Genomic DNA, 18339 nt, shown 5'->3' on the forward strand with positions numbered 1-18339 from the left:
GTCGGGCTACGACGGTTGCCAGCCCGCATCGATCGCATCCTGAAGCCGCTTGCTGAACACGGCATGCGCCTGCCGATATTCATTCTCCCGATCCGCCTTGTAGAACGGCGCCACATACCCCTCCGGCGCCGGATTCCGCTCCGGATTGTCGAGGTGCGCCATGAGTTGCTCGTAGTGTTCCTTGGTCTGCCCGAATCCAAAGGCGTATGGGTCAGCAGCGATCTTGCGACCGGTTGAGTCAAACCACATGTCGTCTTCGCGTTCGGTCAAGATTGGAAATCTAGCGCGAAGGACCGCCATCAGTTCGTCGGCCCCGATACCGAGCCACACGGCAACGATCGCGTCGATCTCTACGAGCGCCGCCCTACGCTCCCGCTCGGTTCTTAGCGCAGAAGCAGGCGACCAGACCGGACGGACAGTACCCAGACGATCGAGGTCGCGCCAAGCAACCGCCCAGTCTTCTTCGATCCAGTCCGACGCAAACAACTCGGACCAAAGTTCGCTGTAGGCACGAGTAAGACAATTAAGTCTCAGCGCTCTGAGCACCAAACCAACCGCGAGAGGATGGTCGCTACAGGCCGCTGGCATCGCATTCACGTCAGAGATTCGGAAATTGGTACGGGCCGTGATGCGAAGAAGGTAATCCAAAGGCAATGACGACCAGAATCCAGCGTTAAGTACAGTTGAACGGTTATCTGCGAGAGCGAGGCTATGCACGCCATCAACATGAGCGGGACCGGGCGGAATAAGGGCAGAGAAGAGCGAGCGTTCCGTGTTGAACGCGATCATTCGACGCCAAGCTAAGCGGTAGTATTTCGTGTAGCGAACCCCACCCCATAGATCTTGGCCTGATTTAGTGGCGGCCTCGCCCGGCTCGATGACATAGTTTGCACCCTGAATTCCAGCCGCTGGCAGTGTCGTCAGATCTACTGAGTCCCAGTCACTGTTGCTCCGACAAGGCACCCTCGGCTGCTTAGCAACTGGCGTCGCGACTCCGAAGTGTGGGCCTTGCAGAATTAGACCCTCGAGCGATTCTGGCACGGTCTGACGCCAGCGGATGAGCCCGACCTGTTTTGCGGTCGTCTCATTGTAGCCCGAGCTCATCCAAAACGACCGATCTGCCAATCTTGCCTTGAACCTAGCAAGAGCAGAGATGGCAGCCTGCTCATCGACGGTGACCGGGTACAACAACGGAGTCTTCCCGACATTCGCCTCATCCTCACCGCGAAGCGCCTGCCACTCGGACAACAGACTTCCGTCGACCTCGACAACCCGTTTACGGTGCGGTCGGACATCCCACCGACCCTGGTACCTCTGGCCGGGAGTCTCCCCACGTCCATCATGATCGAGCGAGGCAGGGACTATCGCAGCAGCACAAAGTCTACTCATGTGCGAGAAGCTAACGCTCCCTTGCGCACCGTAAATGTGCATACCAAATTCAATGTTCCGACTTGCGTCCTCAAATGCCCAGTTCGCGACATTAATGAAGCCGGCATGGACTCTAAGGTGCCGATAAGCAGCCGCGCGAAGCCGCCCCTCCTTAACGCCACCGAAGTGCGTGTCCGGATGAACCAGTCCGGCCGAACCCGAATAGGATAGGTGCCGCCATACGAGACACATGACCGCCCGATAGAGATCTGGACGAGTGCCTTCGAGCAGAGGGAATGTCGCCGCACCGCCAAGGAAAGAAACGATCCCCTCATTGGCAGTCATCTCCGCCAGAAAATATCTGCGCAAGGGTTCAGCCCGCAGCAGTTGCGCCTTTCGCTCCACCCACAAATTTGCAGAAGGTTTTTCTGCCAGCCGAAACCAAGGCTCCCGTTCCGCAAGCACCAAGTCCTCTTTCCAATCAGGACGAACCCAGGGCGGGTTGCCGACTTGGAGGTCGAAGCCGCCCTTGGCGAAGGCTTGAGCGAAGGTGAGGTCCCAGTGAAAGAAACCCTGCTGATCGGCGATCTGGCCGGTGGCGAGAAGCCAAGGGAAGCGGTCCGAGAGGGTCCAGGGTGAGTCAACGCCGATGACGCCGTCAAGCTTCCGCTCGAACTCGCTCATCTCGCTCAGGCTCGTGAGCTTCCGGCCGAAAAACCTCTCGGTGTTCTCGTCCACGTCACTCCGGCCGATGAGCGCTTCGGCAAAGGCAAGCCAGTCATCGAGGCTGGACAGCGGCACCTGCTGGCGGAGCTGTTCCGCCACTGTCATCCGCCGGGTGCCCCCGGTCGGCCTGGTCGGTAGCGTCGTCTGCTGCGGCTGCACGTTCCCGAAGAAGTCTGCGGTCTCGTAGACGGCCGGTTCCTCGTACGCCGGCTCGTCCTTGACGTGTGACACCTGGATGGGCGCGGCCGGATAGGCCGGGTCGGAGCCGTCGAGAAGCCCGACCTTGTCCAGCGGCCAGAACCACAGCGCGCACCAAACGTCCATCAGCGTCTTGAGCCGCCAGTACGGCGTGCCCGGCCCGGTCAGGTCGGCGAGGATCTCCTCCCGCGGCACTGCCTCCGTGACCGGCGGCAGATCGTCGACGCCCCAGACGGCAATGTCGCGACGGATCTCCCGCTCCGAGATGTCAAGCCGCTGCTGCACCAGGCCCCACAGGAACTCGACCCGCCGCGCGAGCGCTTGCAGCCGCTGTACCTGCGAGTTCTTCCCCTTGGCCGACGGCGTGCGCTTCATCGCCGTACGCCAGGCTTTCAATCGTGCGGTCTCGGCAGGCGCCAGCTCGCGGGCCTCCTTCTCGCCCGCGACCGCGCCCCAGCCGTCGGCCGGGAGCAGGAAGTGGTGGATGGTGCCCTCGTCGATTGGCCCGTCCCGGAAGGGCTGCTCCTTCGGTGCGGTGGTGAGCCACGACTTGTCGGCGAGCTGCTTCGGGCCGTAGGTCTTGCGGCCGGCGCCGATGAGTGAGTTGCCGCGTTGCAGGTGCAGGCCGAACCAGGGGGCCTGGAGGCCGGCGTGCATGACGTTGAGCCAGAGCGACACCTCGGCCAGCTCGACGGCAGTGCGGTTGAGGTCGACGCCGTAGCTGTTGTGCAGGGCGATGTACGCCTTCACCCGCTGGAGTTCGAGGTGGTAATCCTCCGGGTCGAGGGTGACCTCAAGTTCCTTCTGGCGGCGGCGCAGGTATTCGGCGGCGACCTGGTTGATCGCCTCGTTGAGGAACGCGCCGGAGCCGAGCGCTGGCTCGCAGATCGTCCAGTTCAGCAGCTCGCGGGCCGGGGTGACCGTGTCGTCCTGGTCGAGGCGGTACTTGAGGGCGAGCTGGACGGTGACCTCGGTCAGCGACTGCGGGGTGTAATAGGAGGCGCTGGTCTGCCGGTCGCGGCCGGCGAGCCGGTAGACGAACTGACCCGGCTCGTAGCAGACCCGGCTGCGGACGCCGGTGGACGCGTTCTCCTTGTAGACGAAGACGTTGTCGTCGTACTCGTCGGTCTTGGAGGCCGGGATCATCCACGAGCCGTCCTTCGGGTCGCCGTTCTTGGCGACCTCGTAGAGCTGCTCGGTGGCAACGAAACCGGTGTAGGACATCAGGCCCTCGTAGACCGCGCCGAGTTGGTTGATGCCGAGCTGGGCGTACGAGATGAAGCCGCCGCGGCGCTTCTTGCCGCCCTTGGTGAGCATCAGCCGGCGCAGCACTTCGTAGAGGACCTTGTTGCGCAGCCGGGTGTCGATCTTGGGCCCGTCTGGGTCGTCCGGGTCGCTGCCCGGTTCGGCGATCAGCCGGCCGATGAGCTTGGTCTTCTCCGGCAGGAACAGGTCGGAGCGCATCGGCTCGAAGCGCAGCCCCTCCCCCTCGCTGGCCTTGTCGTCGACCTCCGCGCCGCCGCGCGGCCGGTGCCCCTCGTTGACCATGCGGAACAGCAGGTCGAGGGACTCGTACAGGTGGGTGCCATCCTCGGCGGAGGAGGCGAGGCGTCGGGAGACGAGGTCACCGAGACGGGCGAGGCTGTAGCCCTCGATGTACTGGGGGTCGTTGACCGGCAGCACGCCGAGTTCGGGGCGCGCCTCGGCGTAGAGCAGGAACAGGATCCGGTACAGATAGCGCAGCGACTCCCGGCCCACCTCCTTGGCCAGCTCGCCGAGGTCCATCACGTCCTGCGGCTGGTAACCGGCCTGCCGGATCTGATCGAGGACCTCATTGGCGATGAGTTCGACGGAGACCTTCAGGCCCTCGCGCAGTTCGCTGGAGACACCGACGGCGTGCTGGCGAGAGCCGGCGACCAGCTCGGCGAGGGGTTCGGTGCCGCCCTCGGCGGGCGGGCGCAACGAGTCGGCGCCGAATAGCGCAGCGACGACGTCGAGTTCCTTGTCGTCGTTGCGGGCGTACGCGGTGTCGAGGCTGACGGCCAGATAGCGGCCCTCACCCCAGACGGTGCGGTCGGCGAGGGTGATCACGCCACCGCTGAGGATCAGCACGTAGCGGGGCTTGGGGCTGTCGGCGGCGAAGAGCAGGGAGGCGAGCTTGGCGCCCGTCTCGATGGTCTCGGTGCTCGACAGGGTGAGGGGGTCGAGCAGGCGGCCGGCGTCGTCCGGGTCCTGTGCTGCCTCGGTGTCGACCGCCCAGCCGCAGTCCAGCGCGACGATGCCGTGCGCGGTGGTCAGCTCGGCGTGGGCGACGTGGACGTCGTACTCCTGGCCGTTGCGCTCGACGGTGATGGTCTGCGGCTGCGGGTCGAAGCCGAGCGCCCGCAGCACATCCTGGTGCTGCTTCCGCAGCCGCTCGGGGTCGAAGAAGTCGACGTCGGTCAGCTCGGTCTTGGCGTCGAAGTACGGCCGGCGCAGGCCGCGAAGCCCGGCGCGCGGCGTGACCCGGTTGGCCTTCTCCTGCTCAGCCCATTGCTTGAGCAGACCGCTCTTGAGGGTGGTGGGCAGGATCTCGGCGAGGTAGTGCGCGGAGAGGTACTCGCCGCGGTTGGTCAGCGACTCGAAACTCATGCGGCACTCTCCGAGGACGGTACGAGGACAGCGAGCACCCGCAACAGCGGGTCGCCGGCGGTTTCCAAGCGGTCGAGCAGGTCGTGCTGCTCCTGGACGGTGGTGTCGACGCGCCGGCGTCGCTTCTCCCGGTGCGCGCCGGGCAGCTCATCGATGAGGCTGGCCTGCTGGAAGGTCCTCAGCTGCTGGCGGTGCTTCTGCAACGGCTCGGCGTTGGCCTCGGCCCACTCGGCGCGCTTGCCCTCCAGATACTGCCGGGCAACCTGGACGGCCTTCGGCAGCAGATCCTTCAGCGGGTCGATCGCGATGGCCTCAGCGCGGTTGACCATCGTGGGGCCGACGTTGGCCTCGTGTAGCACCTCGTCCATTGGTCGGATCGTCGGCGACGCGGGCAGGTCGGAGATGGCCATCCACTGGACAACGGTGGGTTGGCCGAGGCGGTTGGCGTAGACGCCCTGGATCAGGAACGTCGGCGCGGTCACGTCGGCGGTGAGCATCGGGGCCTGCTGGCGGCCGAGCCGGATCAGGACCTTGTCGACCAGCCAGTCGACCATCGGGTGCACGTCGCTGAGGAAGGCGATGTCCGGCCACATCGGGGTCTTGCTCTGCCGGGCCTGGTCGAGCTTGCGCTGGGCGAGGGCGCGGTCGAAGGTGACCTTAAGCCGTAGGTCCTCGCCCTCCCGGTGCGCCCGCAGGTAGGTGCGGGGCAGGTCGGTGAGCCGGTGCACCAGGTCGTCAGGGGCGAGGAAGGTCAGCAGCTTGTCCTCGCGGCGCAGGTCGATGTGATCCTCGGGCCGGTCCTCGTAGATCTCGTACAGGGCAGCGTCGACGAAGTCCTGGGTGGAGTCGAAGAGCTTCGGTACCTGAGCGCGCGGGACATCCGCCGTGACCGGTGCGGTGCCGACGTCCGCGAAGAGGTCGGCCATCACGTCGACCTCGGCGTGGGCAGCCTCGTAGGACTCGTCCACCGACTTGCCGGCGAGCAGGTCACGGACCAGCCGGTCCTCCTCGGCCTTGGCGTCGTACTGGCCCGTCACGGCCTCGACGCTGCCGAGGCTGCGATGGGCGGTCTCCTCCCGGTTGAGCAGCTTCTCGGAGACCGTCCGGTCGTCCTTGGCGTCCTCGCGGTCGGAGGTGAGGATGAGCGCACGGAACTGCGGTTGGTGCTTCTGCCCGTAGCGGTCGATGCGGCCGTTGCGCTGCTCGATCCGGATCAGGCTCCACGGGATGTCGTAGTGGATCAGGTGGTGGCACTGCTGATGCAGGTTGACGCCTTCGGAGGCGACGTCGCCGGTGAAGAGCAACCGGACGTCAGTGCCGGCCAGCTCGAACTCCTGGAGGATCGTCTGCTCGTCCTTGTCGGCCACACCGCCGTGCAGCACCCGGATCGCGGTCGGCTTGAGGCCGAGCATGCCGGGGACGACCTCGGCGAGCCACTTGATCGTCGGCACCCGCTCGGAGAAGACCACCGCCCGGGTGCTGCTGTTCTTGCCGACGCCGATCTTCCTCAGCTCGTCGACCAGCCCTTTGAGCTTGCTGGAGTCGCGGTCGGTCATCGCGGAGGTCAGCTCCGCGAGCCGGTCCAGGGCCGCCCGCTCGACGCCGGTGACGTTCTTACCGTTCTTGCGCCGGTTGGCCACCGTCTCGTGCAGCGCACGGTGCGAGGACAGAAACGACTTCAACAAGGTGTACGGGAAGAGCCGGTGCTGCCCCGTGATTGCCTCGTCGGTCCACTTGCCGGCCAGCCACACGTCGGTCAGCTCGTCGAAGATCTGCTCCTCGATGAGCGTAGCCGTGCAGTGCAAGGCTTCAGACGGGCCGCGGTCGGCCCAGCGGTCGCCGATCTGGTCGCGTACCTCCGGGCTGATCTTCGTGCGGCGCAGGTAGAGGTGCGCGATGTCGCTGGCCTGGTAGTCCTTCTCGTTGGCGATCGCCGCCGGGTCGAGCAGCGAGATCAGCTGCGCGAACGACTCCTTGTCGCCGTTGTGCGGGGTGGCGCTGGCCAGCAGCAGCGCGTCGGTCTTCGCAGCCAGGCGGCGGGCCAGCTCGTTGCGCTGGGTGCCCTTGTTGATGAGGTTGTGCGACTCGTCGATGACGACGGCATCCCAGGTCGTGGCGTCGAGGTGGTGGCCGAACTGACCGGCGTCCTTGAGGGTGTCGACCGAGATGATGGCCCGTTTGAAGTAGGTGAACGGGTTCCGCCCAGCGGGGATCTCCTGCTGGATGCGCTGAATGCCCGTCGAATCGAGCCGGACCAAGGGGATCGCGAACCGGGTCCAGAGCTCCCGCTGGAACTGCTCCAGCACCTGCTGGGGAGAGACCACCAGGATCCGCTCACCTCGGCCCCGGCGGATCAGCTCGGCGAGGATCAAGCCGATCTCCAGGGTCTTGCCCAGGCCGACGACGTCGGCGAGCAGGATCCGCGGCCGCAACCCGGACAGGGCCAGCTCGACGGGCCGCTGCTGGTAGGTCAGCGGGTCGAGCAGGAACCGGTCGGCGAGGGCCAACCCGCGCTCGGTGCGGGGCAGCGGAGTACGCCGCAGCACCGCTTCCAGGAAGAGGCGGCTCTGCCGGAACCGCGACGAGGTGTCCTGGATGAGGTCCGTCTCCTCGGGCACCAGCGGCGTGATGTCTTCGAGCTTGGTGAAGAAGGTCGCCTCGACGTCCTGCACGAACTCGGATACGCCGACCGCCTTCACCATCGTGCCGTCCGCGGTGCCGGTCTTGACGCTGCGGATCAGCCATTCCTCGTCGCGGACGACGATGCGGGAGCCCGGGGCGAAGGTCGCGGCCTGGGTGGTGGTCATCGGTGGTGCCTTCCTACAGGGTGGAGCGGCGGGCGTACTGGCGGCGCATCTTGTCGACGAGCCACGTCACATCGGCTGGCACGCTGGGCCGTTTGGCGTCGACCTTCGTGGGTTTCGCCTCCGGCACCGGGACGGTTTCCGCCTCGATGACCGGCGTGCCCTCCGGGTCCTGTCGCGGATCATCCAGGTCCGCAGGGACCAGCAGTTCCGTGCCACCGTCGTAGGTGAGTTCGGCGACTTCCTGGCGCAGGGCGTGGACGCTCTTGCCGCTGGCGGCGGTGGCGACCGCGAGCAACCGGGCGCGAACGTCGGTCAGACCGGGTCGGGCCGTGGGGTCGAAGGCGAGCATCGTGCCGAGCAACTGCACCAGCTCGGCCGGCACCTCGGAGAGGTCGGGAAGGTCGCTCGGCTCGCTGATGCGCAGTAGCAGGTTCCAGGAGTTCGTCGGCGGGTAAAGCCCACGCCCGGTCAGTGCGAAGACCAGCGTCGCGGCGAGGGCATAGACGTCGACCGCTGGAGTGAGGTCTCGCTCACCCTTGACCTGCTCGGGCGACATGTAGGCGGGGGTGCCGACCAGGGCGCCGGGCTCGGTCAGGTAGTCGTCCCGCTCGATCAGCACTGCCAGGCCGAAGTCAATGAGCTTGGGACCGTCGGGGCCGAGGATGATGTTCTGCGGCTTGAGGTCGCGGTGCAGCAGCTTGACCTGGTGCACCTTGGCGAGGCCTTCGGCGAGCATCGCGCCGGCCATGGCGGCCAACGGCAGCGGCAGCGGCCCTCGCGCGTCGACGTGCTGACGCAGCGTAGCGCCGGGGACGTACTCCACGGCGAGCCAGGCCGGGTTCGCGTACGGGTCGGCACCCTCCAGGCGGGCTACCCGTGAGCCGAAGACCAGCTTGAGGCTGTCGACCTCGGCGGCGAACCGCTCGCGCACCGTCGGCGCCTCGATGAGGTGCTGCTTGATCACCTTGACGGCGACCCGCTCGGCGGTCGGCGACACCGCGAAGAACACGTCGCCCATTCCACCGGAGCCGAGCGGCCGGACCAGTTCATAGCCGCCGATTCTGCCTAGCGTCATTCGTCCCCCTCACGATGACACCCACCAAACTGCTCGTCTGCCCTGTCGGCTCGACGCCTGGCGGACGCATGACCGTACAACGTTGAACTTTCACCGAGGAAGCGTCCGAATGGCGGTTAGCGCTGGCCCGCCGTCTGATATCCGACGACACGGGCCGCTCTGTAGGCGATCGGGCACGGCGGTCATCGCGTCTCGTCCGGCCGGATTGTTCCCCGAGCCAGGCCGTCGGCGGTGAGTTGGGCCAGCTCCGCTCCCAGCGAGGCGGCCTGCCGGATCGCTGACTCGAACGCGTCGAGGCGTCGGAATGCGTCCCCGTGCGCCCGCTGCTCGTCGAGCGACAGCCGCCGCACCTGCGCCCGTCGAATGTCGAACCGCATCGTCCCCGACAGACTCGACGACTGCTTCTCGTTCGTCGACGTCCGCAGCTGACCGGCCAGGAACCACGGATCCAGCGCCGCCGGGTTGGGTCGCAGCAGGTAGAGGTTGCGCCCCAACAGCGCCCCCTCGGCGGTGACCACCCGCGCGGTGAGCTGCCGCGCGATCATCGGCACCACCACGTCCCCCACAGCGAGGGGGATCTCCTGCCCGAACCGGTCGTCGACCCTCCCGGACGCCTCCACCCCGGCGAGCACGTCCGGCACGGTGAGCACCGGCGGCCCGTCGGGTGCGGGTGTGGACGTGCCGGCACGGACCGGGCCGATCAGTTGGAGCGCCCCGGTCTTCGCCAGCTCCCCCACCGTGAGGAAGAGGCCGTCCGGCCCGTCGGGCGCGGGTGTGACCTGCGGGATCAGCGCCGGCAGATCGCCGACGATGGCGGCCAGGCGTTCTCTGGTGCGTACCAGATGCTCTCCCGAAGCCTCGCCCGCGACGGCCGGTTGCCGGCGCGCGGGGGTGAGGTCGACATCCTCGTCGAGCAGCTCGATGACCGGGACCGCGCGGGCGAAGCCGGCTTCCTCGACGTCGCCGTCCGGGGCGCCGGCGAAGGCCCGCCACGCGGCCAGCACACGCGGGGCGGTATCGGCCAGGTCGCCGCCGGCGGCGTCGATCAGCAGCGTCCGCGCCGGTGGCGGTGCGTCGGCCGCGGCCCGCCGCAGCACCCACAGGTGCAGCGGTACGCCGTGCGGCGCCGCCACCCCCGGCGGGAGCGCGATGACGGCCCGCAGGTGGCCTCGGCGCAGCAGCTCACTGCGGATCCGCTTGCCGGCGCGCCGGCTGGCCACCGTGGGTGGCATCAGCAGTACGGCGTGCCCACCGACCCGCAAATGGGCCAGGGCGTGCTGCGCCCAGGCCAGCTCCGGTTCGGTACGGGGTGTGGTGCCGACGATCCAGCGGGGATCGTGCCCGAGTTCCTCGTCGCCCCAGTTGGTGGCGCCGAACGGTGGGTGGCAGACGACGGCGTCGACGGCGCGGCCTGCGAAGGCGTCGGCGCGCAGGGAGTCACCGGCGCACACCTCCCCGGGTACGTCGTGCAGTGCCAGCCACAGGCCGGCGAGCCGCGCGAGGTCCTCGTCGAGTTCCTGCCCGTACACCGAGGTGCTGCCGGCGCGGACGGCGGCCCGGAGGATGGCGCCGGAGCCGGCGGCCGGGTCGAGGACCGAGCCACCGCCGACGCTGGCGAGCCCGATCATCAGGTCGGCGAGGTCGTCGGGGGTGGCGAAGGGGCGGCCAGGCCCCGGTGCCGAGAACCGCTGCCACAACTCGTCGAACGCACCCTGCGGGCCCAGCTCGTCGGCGAGGGCGTCGATGTCGGGCAGCAGCGGCGCGAGCTGTGCGTCGGGGTGGCCGCTCCGGGAGCCGCGCTGACGGGCCAGCAGGAGGGCGCCGACGGCGGCGAGACCGGCGGCCGGGGAGTCGCTGGCTGCGGCGAGGTGCCGCCAGAGCCGGTCGGCGGTGGCGAGCTCGGGGAGCTTGCCCTGAGTGCGTAGCCACTGCTCGACCTGGATCAGGTCGAACTCGGGGCTCGCCGTCGTCCCGCCCACCGGGGCGGGGAAGTCGGCGTGCCGTTTGCGCCAGTTGCTGACCGCAGCGCGGCCGACCCCGGCGAGCCGGGCGATCTCCGCTGCCGTGATGGTCGGGTTCTCCTGCACGCCGAAAGTCTCGCACATCTGTCAAGCACGAGAATGTCTGTTGACACCGTTCTCAGACGATGCTCTTATTGACGCCGCAACGTTCACATCAGGAGGACAACGATGCGCAAGACCACCACTCTCGCTCTGATCGCCACCGGTCTCATCGCCCTGGGCTGCGGCTCCGGTGCCGCCGACAAGTCCGCGAGCTCCAGCGACGGCGGCAAGGGCGAGGACGCCCCGGCGAAGACCGCGAAGGTGGGCGAGGCGGCCCGCGACGGCAAGTTCGAGTTCACGGTGAAGTCCGCCAAGTGCGGCGTCGCCAAGATCGGCACCGACCTGATCGGCGCGAAGGCGCAGGGCCAGTTCTGCCTGGTCACGGTCAACGTGAAGAACATCGGCAAGGAAGCGCAGATGTTCGACGGCAGCAGCCAGAAGGCGTACGCGGCCGACGGCACCGAGTACTCCGCCGACGGCGCCGCCGCCATCTACGCCAACAAGAACGCCGAGACGTTCCTCAACGACGTCAACCCCGGCAACCAGGTCAGCGGCGTCGTCGTCTTCGACATCCCGAAGAACGTCAAGCTCACCAAGCTCGAGCTGCACGACTCGCCGTTCTCCGGCGGCGTCGACGTCTCCCTCGGCTGACCTCTTCCCGCAACCCCGGGGCGGGTCTGAACGATCCGCCCCGGCTGTTCACAGCCCACCCGTTCACAGAAGGAGCCTCGTGATGACCGACCCGACCCCGCCGCCGCCCGACGAACCCGCTGAGCCGTCGGCCCCGCCCCTCTCGGCGTCGCCCTCTTCCAGCCCTGTCGGGGACGTCCTGCCCGGCGAGCCGCTCCCGCCCGCGAAGGGCCAGCGGTCCCACCTGCGCGCATGGGCGGTCGGCGGTGTCGCGTTGGTCGTCGCCCTATGCTGCGGTGGTGCGATCGTCGGCGCGGTGAGCGGCGACAACGAGGAACCTGCGGCCAGCGGAGACAGGCCGGTCTCGGCCAGCCCGAGCACGCTCGTTTCCACGGCCGCTGCGCCCAGCACCGCTGCCCCGACGTCGTCCCCCACCATCACGGAACCGACGTCGGCCGCGCCGACCACCACTCCGCCGACCCCGAAGCCAAAGGTGATCAAAGGGCGGGGCGACGACGTCGTGCGGATCCCCGAGCTGACCGACTTGGCCGTGGTGAAGTTCGTCTGCCGCTGCAGCAGCAACACGGTCTTGCGCAGCGACGGCCCCGAAGGGCTGCTGGTCAACGATATCGGCGCGTACACCGGCAAACGGTGGATCAACCTCGAAGATGGCGCGCTCACGACCCAGTTCGAGGTGGAAGCAGCGGGCAGCTGGACGTTGACGATCGGGTCGATCGACCAGATGGCCACCAAGGCAACCACGGGCAAGGCATCAGGCAAGGGCGACGACGTCGTGGTTTTGGGCGGAGACGCTACCGCCGTGAAGATCACCCACTCCCGAGGCAGCTCCAACTTCGCGGTGCACGCCTACTCCCTCGAATCCGGTGAGGGCGGCCTGCTCGTCAATGAGATCGGCGGCTACTCCGGCGTACGGCCTCTGACGGCGCCCGCGCTCATGCAGGTCACGGCCGACGGCAACTGGACGATCGCGCCCGCCTGAATCGTCTGCGACATCAGGTCGAAAGCGCGACAGCACCTACCTCCTCCCGCACGCCTCGCCCCCGACGAGCCGCCGGTGCGCGGACACCACACGCCTGGAGACGACCATGACCCAGCCTCCGCAGCCCACCGCGCCGCTGATCGAGCTGATCTTCGACCGACTCGCCGCCGCTGACGACGTACCGACCGAGACCGCCGAGCTGATCCTCGCCGCCCTGACCAGCGAGGACGACCTGACCGCTGCCCTCGCCGGCACCCCCACCCGACTCGACCCGCGCTCCCCCACCGGGGACGGGTCGGCGGAACAGATCTGGCTGAAGTCGGTGACCGTCGCTGGGTTCCGTGGCGTCGGCCGGGAGCGAACTCTCCAGGTCGACCCCGGTCCGGGCCTCACCCTGGTCGTGGGGCGCAACGGCTCCGGCAAGTCCAGCTTCGCCGAAGCCGTCGAGCTCGCCCTCACCGGTGACAGCGCCCGGTGGGCCGACAAGACCAGCGTCTGGCGTACGGGGTGGCGCAACCTGCACAGCCAGGACCCGTGCTGGGTTGATGTGGAGCTGCGCGTCGACGGGGTGGCTACGCCAACCCGGGTGAACCGCGCCTGGCCCATCGGGGCCGAACTGGCCGACGCCGAGGTGACCGTCACCAGCTCCCGGGGTCGACACAACGGCCTCTCCGAGCTGGGTCTGGCCCGCCCGCTGGAGCTGTACCGGCCGTTCCTCACCGCCGCCGAGCTGGGCAAACTCGCCGCCGGCACGCAGAGCCAGCTCTTCGACGCGCTCTTCGCGATCCTCGGCCTGGACGCGCTCACCGACGCCGACCAGCGTCTGCTGCGTGCCGCCCGGCCGCACGACACCACCATCAAGGAGGTACGCGCACAGCGCACCGCCCTGGTCGACGCGCTGTCCGGGATCGCCGACGACCGGGCCCGGCGGACCGCCGCACTGCTGCGCGGCCGGGGACAGGTCGACCTCGCCGCGGTGACGGCGATCCTCGACGAGCCGGACGAGGCGACCACCGACCGGGAAGTGCTGCTCTGCCGCGAACTCGCCGCCCTCGCCCCGCCGCTGCTCGACGAGGTGAACCGGCTGGCCGGTCAGCTGCGAGAGGCGGCGGCCGAGGCCCTGCGCTACGACGGCGGCAGGTCCCGTGCCGCGCTGCGCAGCGCCGAACTGCTCCGCCTCGCCCTCGAATACCACGAGGACGAGGGCGACGGGCCGTGTCCGGTCTGCTCCACCGGCACCCTCGACGGTGGGTGGCGTACCGCCGCCGCGGAGGCGCTGACCGACCTCCGGCAGCGCAGCGTCGCCGCCCAGACGGCGGCGACCCGGCTCACGGCTCTGCTGCGGCAGACGCATCACCTGATCGACGACCTCGCGGTGCCCGTGGGCCCGGGGCCGGAGGCGCCGGTCGGGGAGCTGCGCGATGCCGTGGCCGCGCTGCGGCGCGTACCCGGGGAGCCGGCCGACCTGGCCGACCACCTGGCCGCGCGGTACCCGGCGGTGGTGACGGCGGCGGAAGCGGCCCGCGCGTACGCGGAGGGTTTTCTGCGGCAGCGCGACACCGGCTGGCGGGCGGCGGCGGCCGAGGTGCGCGAGTGGGTGGGCGCGGCCGGCGGGTTGCCGGCGCGGGAGGCCACTCTGGCCCGGTTGAAGGCCGCGCGCGGCTGGCTGAAGGACGCCGGTACGGAGATCCGCAACGAGCGGGTTGCGCCGTTCGCCGGGCACTCGCAGCGGATCTGGGCTCAGCTGCGGCAGGAGAGCAACGTCGAGTTGGGTGCGATGACGCTCGAAGGGGCGAACACCCGGCGGCGGGTGGTGTTCCCGGTCAGTGTGGACGGCGCCGACAACGGCACCGCGCTGGGTGTGATGAGTCAGGGTGAGATGCAGGCACTCGGGCTGGCCACCTTCCTGCCGCGCAGCTGCGCTCCGGAGAGCCCGTTCCGGTTCATCGTCGTCGACGACCCCGTGCAGAGCATGGACCCGTCGAAGGTGGACGGTCTCGCACGGGTGCTCGCCGAGTTGGCTGAGCAGCGGCAGGTGGTGGTCTTCACCCACGACACGCGCCTGCCCGACGCGGTCACCCGACTCGGCCTCGGTGATGCCCGCATCGTGGAGGTGACCCGCGCGGAGCGGTCGGTGGTGACGCTGCGGCCCGGATCCGATCCGGTGACCCGCTACCTGGGCGACGCGTCCGCGCTGGCGCGCAACGAGGAGATCACCGCGGAGGTGCGCGGGCCGGTGGTCGCGGAGCTGTGCCGCTCTGCGATCGAGGCGGCCTGCCACCGGGCCGTCTGGCGGATCCGGGTGACGCGGGGCGTCCCGCACGCCGATATCGAGAAGGCGATCGAGGACGCGTCCCGACGGCTCGCCACCATCGTCGCGTTGGCGTTGTTCGACGACGCCGATCGGGGCGGTGACGTACGCAACGAGCTGCTCCGCCGGCACGGACGGCGGGCGGTTGACGCGTATCAGTCGTGCCGGGAAGGCGTGCATGGGGCGTACCTGGCCGACCTGCCGGGCCTGGTCGCGGACGCCCGCCTCCTGACGGAGGCGCTGCGATGACCGCGCCGACGCCACAGCGCTGCCTGGCGGCGGCCGATCAGCTCCTGCGCGGGTCCGGTCTGCTCGGTGCCACGGCGGTCACCGCGGGCTGGTGGCCGCGGGCCTGCGCCTGCCTGATCCGGCTCGCTCTCGAAGGTGGCATCGACGCCTACTGGCGGCGGGTGAAGCCGACCGTGGCGGCGTGCCGGCAGGGCCGCGCGAAGCAGTTGATGCTCCGTGGCCGGCTCGGTCCGGGCACCGAAACCGCCCGCCGGGTGGCGTTCGCCTGGGCGACGCTCTCCGTCGCCACGCACCACCACTGCTACGAGCTAGCTCCTACGGCGGCGGAGCTGCGTCGCCTGCACACCGAGGTGAGCACCCTGCTCGCGCGACTCCAGCCGACCGCCAGCACCACGAGCTGACCCCTGATGACTCAACCAACCACGAGGGATACTGCCTTGTCCTACCAGCCTGGATACGACCCGACCCGCCCGCAGCCGCCGATCTCGGCCGTTCCCGCCAGTCCCTACCCGCCGATCCACTACCAACCGCTGCTGCCCCAGGTGGTCGTGCAGGCCCCGCCCTCGTCCAGCACCGCCACCGCGTCGATGGTCCTCGGCATCCTCGGCGTCCTCGGTGGCTGGTGCCTCTTCGGGCTGCCCTGCGTCCTCGCGGTCATCCTCGGCCACGTCGGGCTGTACGAGACTCGGAACGGGACGAAGTCCGGACGGGGTATGGCCGTGACGGGTCTGATCCTCGGCTACGTCTTCGTAGGCCCGATGATCGCGCTAACGGTCCTGGTCTTCTTCGGCGGTGTGATCGGCGCGGCTACGCCGACGCCGACGTCAGCCCCGTGAGTACAGCGGCCACCGCCGGTCACTGTGGCGACCCGACCCGCTCGCACGACGCGCTCGGTCTGTTCAGCCACTCGCGTCTGGACACTACGCGCGATGAGGTACCACTCCGGATGAGCCGGGGTGACCACGTTGACACCTACTGTGATGCTCTCGCTGTCGATCATGAAGGATGTGGGATGGCGCCTGAAGCCGAGGGATCCGAGAACGAACTCTCCATACCCGTCGACGACGTGCCCGACGCGCGTGGTCACGCCCTCGACGTACCGGTTCCGGAAGCAGCCGAACGTGGGCAGCGAGTCCTCGACCTCCTGGACAAGGCAATCGACGTCCAGGGCGCACTGGTGCGCAAGAACATTGCCCGGGCCCGCCAGCGGAACCCAGAGGCGACACCAGCAGAGGTGATCCGCAATCTGGAGCGGATGTACGTCAGCGCCCTGGCCGGGACGGGTGCTGCGGTTGGAGGGGCTGCAGCGGCGCCCGGCGTCGGCACGGGCATCGCACTGGCGCTGTCGGCCGGCGAATTCCTCTCATCTCTGGAACTGAGCGCTCTCTTCGCGCTCTCGATCGCCGAAGTCCACGGAGTCCCCATCGACGAGGTCGAGCGCCGACGAACGATCGTGATGGGAATCATGCTCGGCGGGTCCGGCTCCGCCACCATCACCAAGGTCGCCGAGCGTACGGGGCAACACTGGGGACGTCAGGTTGTCGCCAAGGTGCCCGCCGAGACGCTGCGTCAGATCAACAAGATCTTGGGGAAACACTTCATCACGAAGTACGGGACCAAGCAGGGAATCATCGTTCTCGGCCGAGCGGCACCGTTCGGTATCGGCGCTGTGATTGGTGGTGGCGCCAACGCTGCCCTCGCCACTCTGGCTGTGCGGGCCGGTCGTCGCGCATTTGGCCCACCCCCGACGTCCTGGCCATAGCTGACACGCAGCACCCCGCAAACGTCGCGCGGGTAGGGTCCAGTCACGGTCGACGAAAGGCAGATCAACCATGACGATTCCCCACCTGACGGCCGCCGACGGCACCACTTTGCCGGCGATCGGGCTCGGCACGTACCGGCTGAACGGCTCGGCGGGCGTCGACGCCATGGCTCAGGCGATCCGGGCGGGCTACCGGTTGATCGACTCTGCCGTGAACTACGAGAACGAGGGCGCCGTGGGCCGGGCCGCCCGGTCGGCCGGCGGCGTACGGGAAGAGTTGGTCGTCACCTCGAAGCTGCCGGGCCGGCACCACCACTTCGACGAGGCGCTGACCACCATCGAGGAGAGTGTGTTCCGCACCGGCCTCGACCGGATCGACCTGTACCTGATCCACTGGCCCAACCCCAAGGTCGACCTGTACGTGCAGGCATGGCGGGCGCTGATCGAGGCCCGCGAGCGTGGTCTGGTCCGGCACATCGGCCTCTCCAACTTCCTGCCCGAGCACATCGACCGGCTGGTGGCCGAGACCGGTGTCGCCCCGGTGGTCAACCAGATCGAGGTGCATCCGTACTTCCCGCAGCAGGAGGCGCTCGACTACCACCGCGCGCACGGCATCCTCGTGCAAGGCTGGAGCCCGCTCGGCCGTGGCAACGACCTGCAGCAGCACCCCGGGATCGTGGAGATGGCGACCGCCCACGGCGTCAGCCCGGCGCAGATCATCCTCGCCTGGCACGTGGCGCGTCAGGTGATCCCGCTGCCCAAGGCCGCGTCCGCGCAGCGGCAGCTGGAAAACCTGGACATCTTCGGCATCAAGCTCACCGAAGACGAGGTCGAGGCCATCTCCGCGCTGGGCCGCCCCGACGGGCGCCTCGCGGACCAGGACCCGGCGGTGTACGAGGAGTTCTGAGCGGCCCGATCACGGGTACCGGCGGGCGCAACCGTGTCGCCGGCAGATCCGGTGGATAGGGAATCACCCGATTCCCCGCTGGCGGATCCGGCCTAGCGTCGACGCATGCATCGCCACCGGCCCGACTCGGCACCGATCGGAGAACCAGAATGATCAAGGTGAGGCTCTTCGCGTTGGTCGTCCTGTCGAGCGTGACGCTCACCGCGTGCGGGGGCAGCAGCGACGACGACACCACCGCCTCGTCGTCGTCCCCCGAGGCGAGCGCCGCGCCGGCACCGTCGGTGACCACCGGAGCGGGCGCCGAATCGGGTGGGGTCACGGCGACGGCCCTCTGTGACTACCTGCGCGGTGAGTTGCCGGCGCTGCGCAAGGCCCCCGGAGAGATCGAGGTGATGGGGCGGCTCGCCACCGGGCTCAGCGGGTGGTACGACCAGCGCGGCGGGGTGCCCGACGGTTCCCAGATCGACACCCTCACCAGGGAGCAGTGCGCCGACGTACGTACCGAGGCCCTCAAGCTGGCCGGGGTGCAGAGCTTCCTGCAGTTGTAGCGCGCTGGTGCGTCCGCGACCCCCTGGGCGTCGCGTGACCCGGGCCAGCAGCGGCCCGGGTCAC

At 68.8% G+C, this 18339-nt stretch carries 12 protein-coding genes; 8 read left to right on the plus strand and 4 right to left on the minus strand.

The window, feature by feature from the left end; genetic code table 11:
• Positions 1-6: 6 nt before the first annotated feature.
• The 4 genes from ACFY29_RS02515 to ACFY29_RS02530 all read right to left on the minus strand — a co-directional run bounded on the left by ACFY29_RS02515 (position 7) and on the right by ACFY29_RS02530 (position 10892).
• Positions 7-4923, minus strand: a complete 4917-nt coding sequence (locus ACFY29_RS02515) for a class I SAM-dependent DNA methyltransferase (protein ID WP_386982752.1) — start codon at positions 4921-4923, stop codon at positions 7-9.
• The gene (locus ACFY29_RS02520; protein ID WP_386982753.1) at positions 4920-7730 is read right to left on the minus strand and encodes a helicase-related protein; all 2811 of its coding nucleotides are present in this window, start codon (positions 7728-7730) and stop codon (positions 4920-4922) included. Before ACFY29_RS02520 ends, ACFY29_RS02515 begins: the two co-directional genes overlap by 4 nt.
• A 13-nt stretch (positions 7731-7743) precedes the next feature.
• Positions 7744-8805: a serine/threonine-protein kinase gene (locus ACFY29_RS02525; protein WP_386982755.1), complete on the minus strand. Its 1062-nt coding sequence runs from the start codon at positions 8803-8805 to the stop codon at positions 7744-7746.
• A gap of 182 nt (positions 8806-8987) precedes the next feature.
• Complete coding sequence (locus ACFY29_RS02530) at positions 8988-10892, minus strand: N-6 DNA methylase (RefSeq protein WP_386982757.1); 1905 nt, start codon at positions 10890-10892, stop codon at positions 8988-8990.
• A 102-nt stretch (positions 10893-10994) separates the two neighbouring features.
• Between ACFY29_RS02530 and ACFY29_RS02535 the strand changes: the two genes are divergently transcribed.
• The 8 genes from ACFY29_RS02535 (at position 10995) to ACFY29_RS02570 (ending at position 18275) form a co-directional block, all read left to right on the plus strand.
• Positions 10995-11519: a DUF4352 domain-containing protein gene (locus ACFY29_RS02535; RefSeq protein ID WP_386982758.1), complete on the plus strand. Its 525-nt coding sequence runs from the start codon at positions 10995-10997 to the stop codon at positions 11517-11519.
• Positions 11520-11601: 82 nt separating this feature from the next.
• Positions 11602-12498 carry a hypothetical protein gene (locus ACFY29_RS02540; RefSeq protein WP_386982759.1) on the plus strand — a complete coding sequence of 299 codons (897 nt, stop codon included), beginning with the start codon at positions 11602-11604 and terminating at the stop codon, positions 12496-12498.
• A 106-nt stretch (positions 12499-12604) separates the two neighbouring features.
• The gene (locus ACFY29_RS02545) at positions 12605-15058 is read left to right on the plus strand and encodes an AAA family ATPase (RefSeq protein WP_386982761.1); all 2454 of its coding nucleotides are present in this window, start codon (positions 12605-12607) and stop codon (positions 15056-15058) included.
• Complete coding sequence (locus ACFY29_RS02550) at positions 15055-15459, plus strand: hypothetical protein (protein ID WP_386982763.1); 405 nt, start codon at positions 15055-15057, stop codon at positions 15457-15459. The genes ACFY29_RS02545 and ACFY29_RS02550 overlap by 4 nt, the downstream gene beginning before the upstream one ends.
• 36 nt (positions 15460-15495) lie before the next feature.
• Positions 15496-15894: a DUF4190 domain-containing protein gene (locus ACFY29_RS02555; protein ID WP_386982765.1), complete on the plus strand. Its 399-nt coding sequence runs from the start codon at positions 15496-15498 to the stop codon at positions 15892-15894.
• A 176-nt stretch (positions 15895-16070) separates the two neighbouring features.
• Entirely contained in the window at positions 16071-16820 is a 750-nt protein-coding gene (locus ACFY29_RS02560) for a hypothetical protein (RefSeq protein ID WP_386982767.1), read from the plus strand.
• Between the two features lie 70 nt (positions 16821-16890).
• Complete coding sequence (locus ACFY29_RS02565; protein WP_386982768.1) at positions 16891-17727, plus strand: aldo/keto reductase; 837 nt, start codon at positions 16891-16893, stop codon at positions 17725-17727.
• A 158-nt stretch (positions 17728-17885) separates the two neighbouring features.
• Positions 17886-18275 (plus strand): hypothetical protein, encoded by a 390-nt coding sequence (locus ACFY29_RS02570; RefSeq protein WP_386982770.1) that lies wholly within the window; start codon positions 17886-17888, stop codon positions 18273-18275.
• The last annotated feature ends 64 nt before the right edge of the window (positions 18276-18339 follow it).

Origin of the sequence: Micromonospora sp. NPDC000668 (assembly GCF_042897975.1) — a bacterium.
In the GTDB taxonomy this organism is placed as follows: Bacteria; Actinomycetota; Actinomycetes; order Mycobacteriales; family Micromonosporaceae; genus Micromonospora.

Coding starts and splice junctions, on each gene's coding strand:
- ACFY29_RS02515 (WP_386982752.1), bottom strand. CDS start 4,923: ATGAGTTTCGAGTCGCTGACCAACCGCGGCGAGTACCTCTCCGCGCAC.
- ACFY29_RS02520 (WP_386982753.1), bottom strand. CDS start 7,730: ATGACCACCACCCAGGCCGCGACCTTCGCCCCGGGCTCCCGCATCGTC.
- ACFY29_RS02525 (WP_386982755.1), bottom strand. CDS start 8,805: ATGACGCTAGGCAGAATCGGCGGCTATGAACTGGTCCGGCCGCTCGGC.
- ACFY29_RS02535 (WP_386982758.1), top strand. CDS start 10,995: ATGCGCAAGACCACCACTCTCGCTCTGATCGCCACCGGTCTCATCGCC.
- ACFY29_RS02540 (WP_386982759.1), top strand. CDS start 11,602: ATGACCGACCCGACCCCGCCGCCGCCCGACGAACCCGCTGAGCCGTCG.
- ACFY29_RS02545 (WP_386982761.1), top strand. CDS start 12,605: ATGACCCAGCCTCCGCAGCCCACCGCGCCGCTGATCGAGCTGATCTTC.
- ACFY29_RS02550 (WP_386982763.1), top strand. CDS start 15,055: ATGACCGCGCCGACGCCACAGCGCTGCCTGGCGGCGGCCGATCAGCTC.
- ACFY29_RS02560 (WP_386982767.1), top strand. CDS start 16,071: ATGGCGCCTGAAGCCGAGGGATCCGAGAACGAACTCTCCATACCCGTC.
- ACFY29_RS02565 (WP_386982768.1), top strand. CDS start 16,891: ATGACGATTCCCCACCTGACGGCCGCCGACGGCACCACTTTGCCGGCG.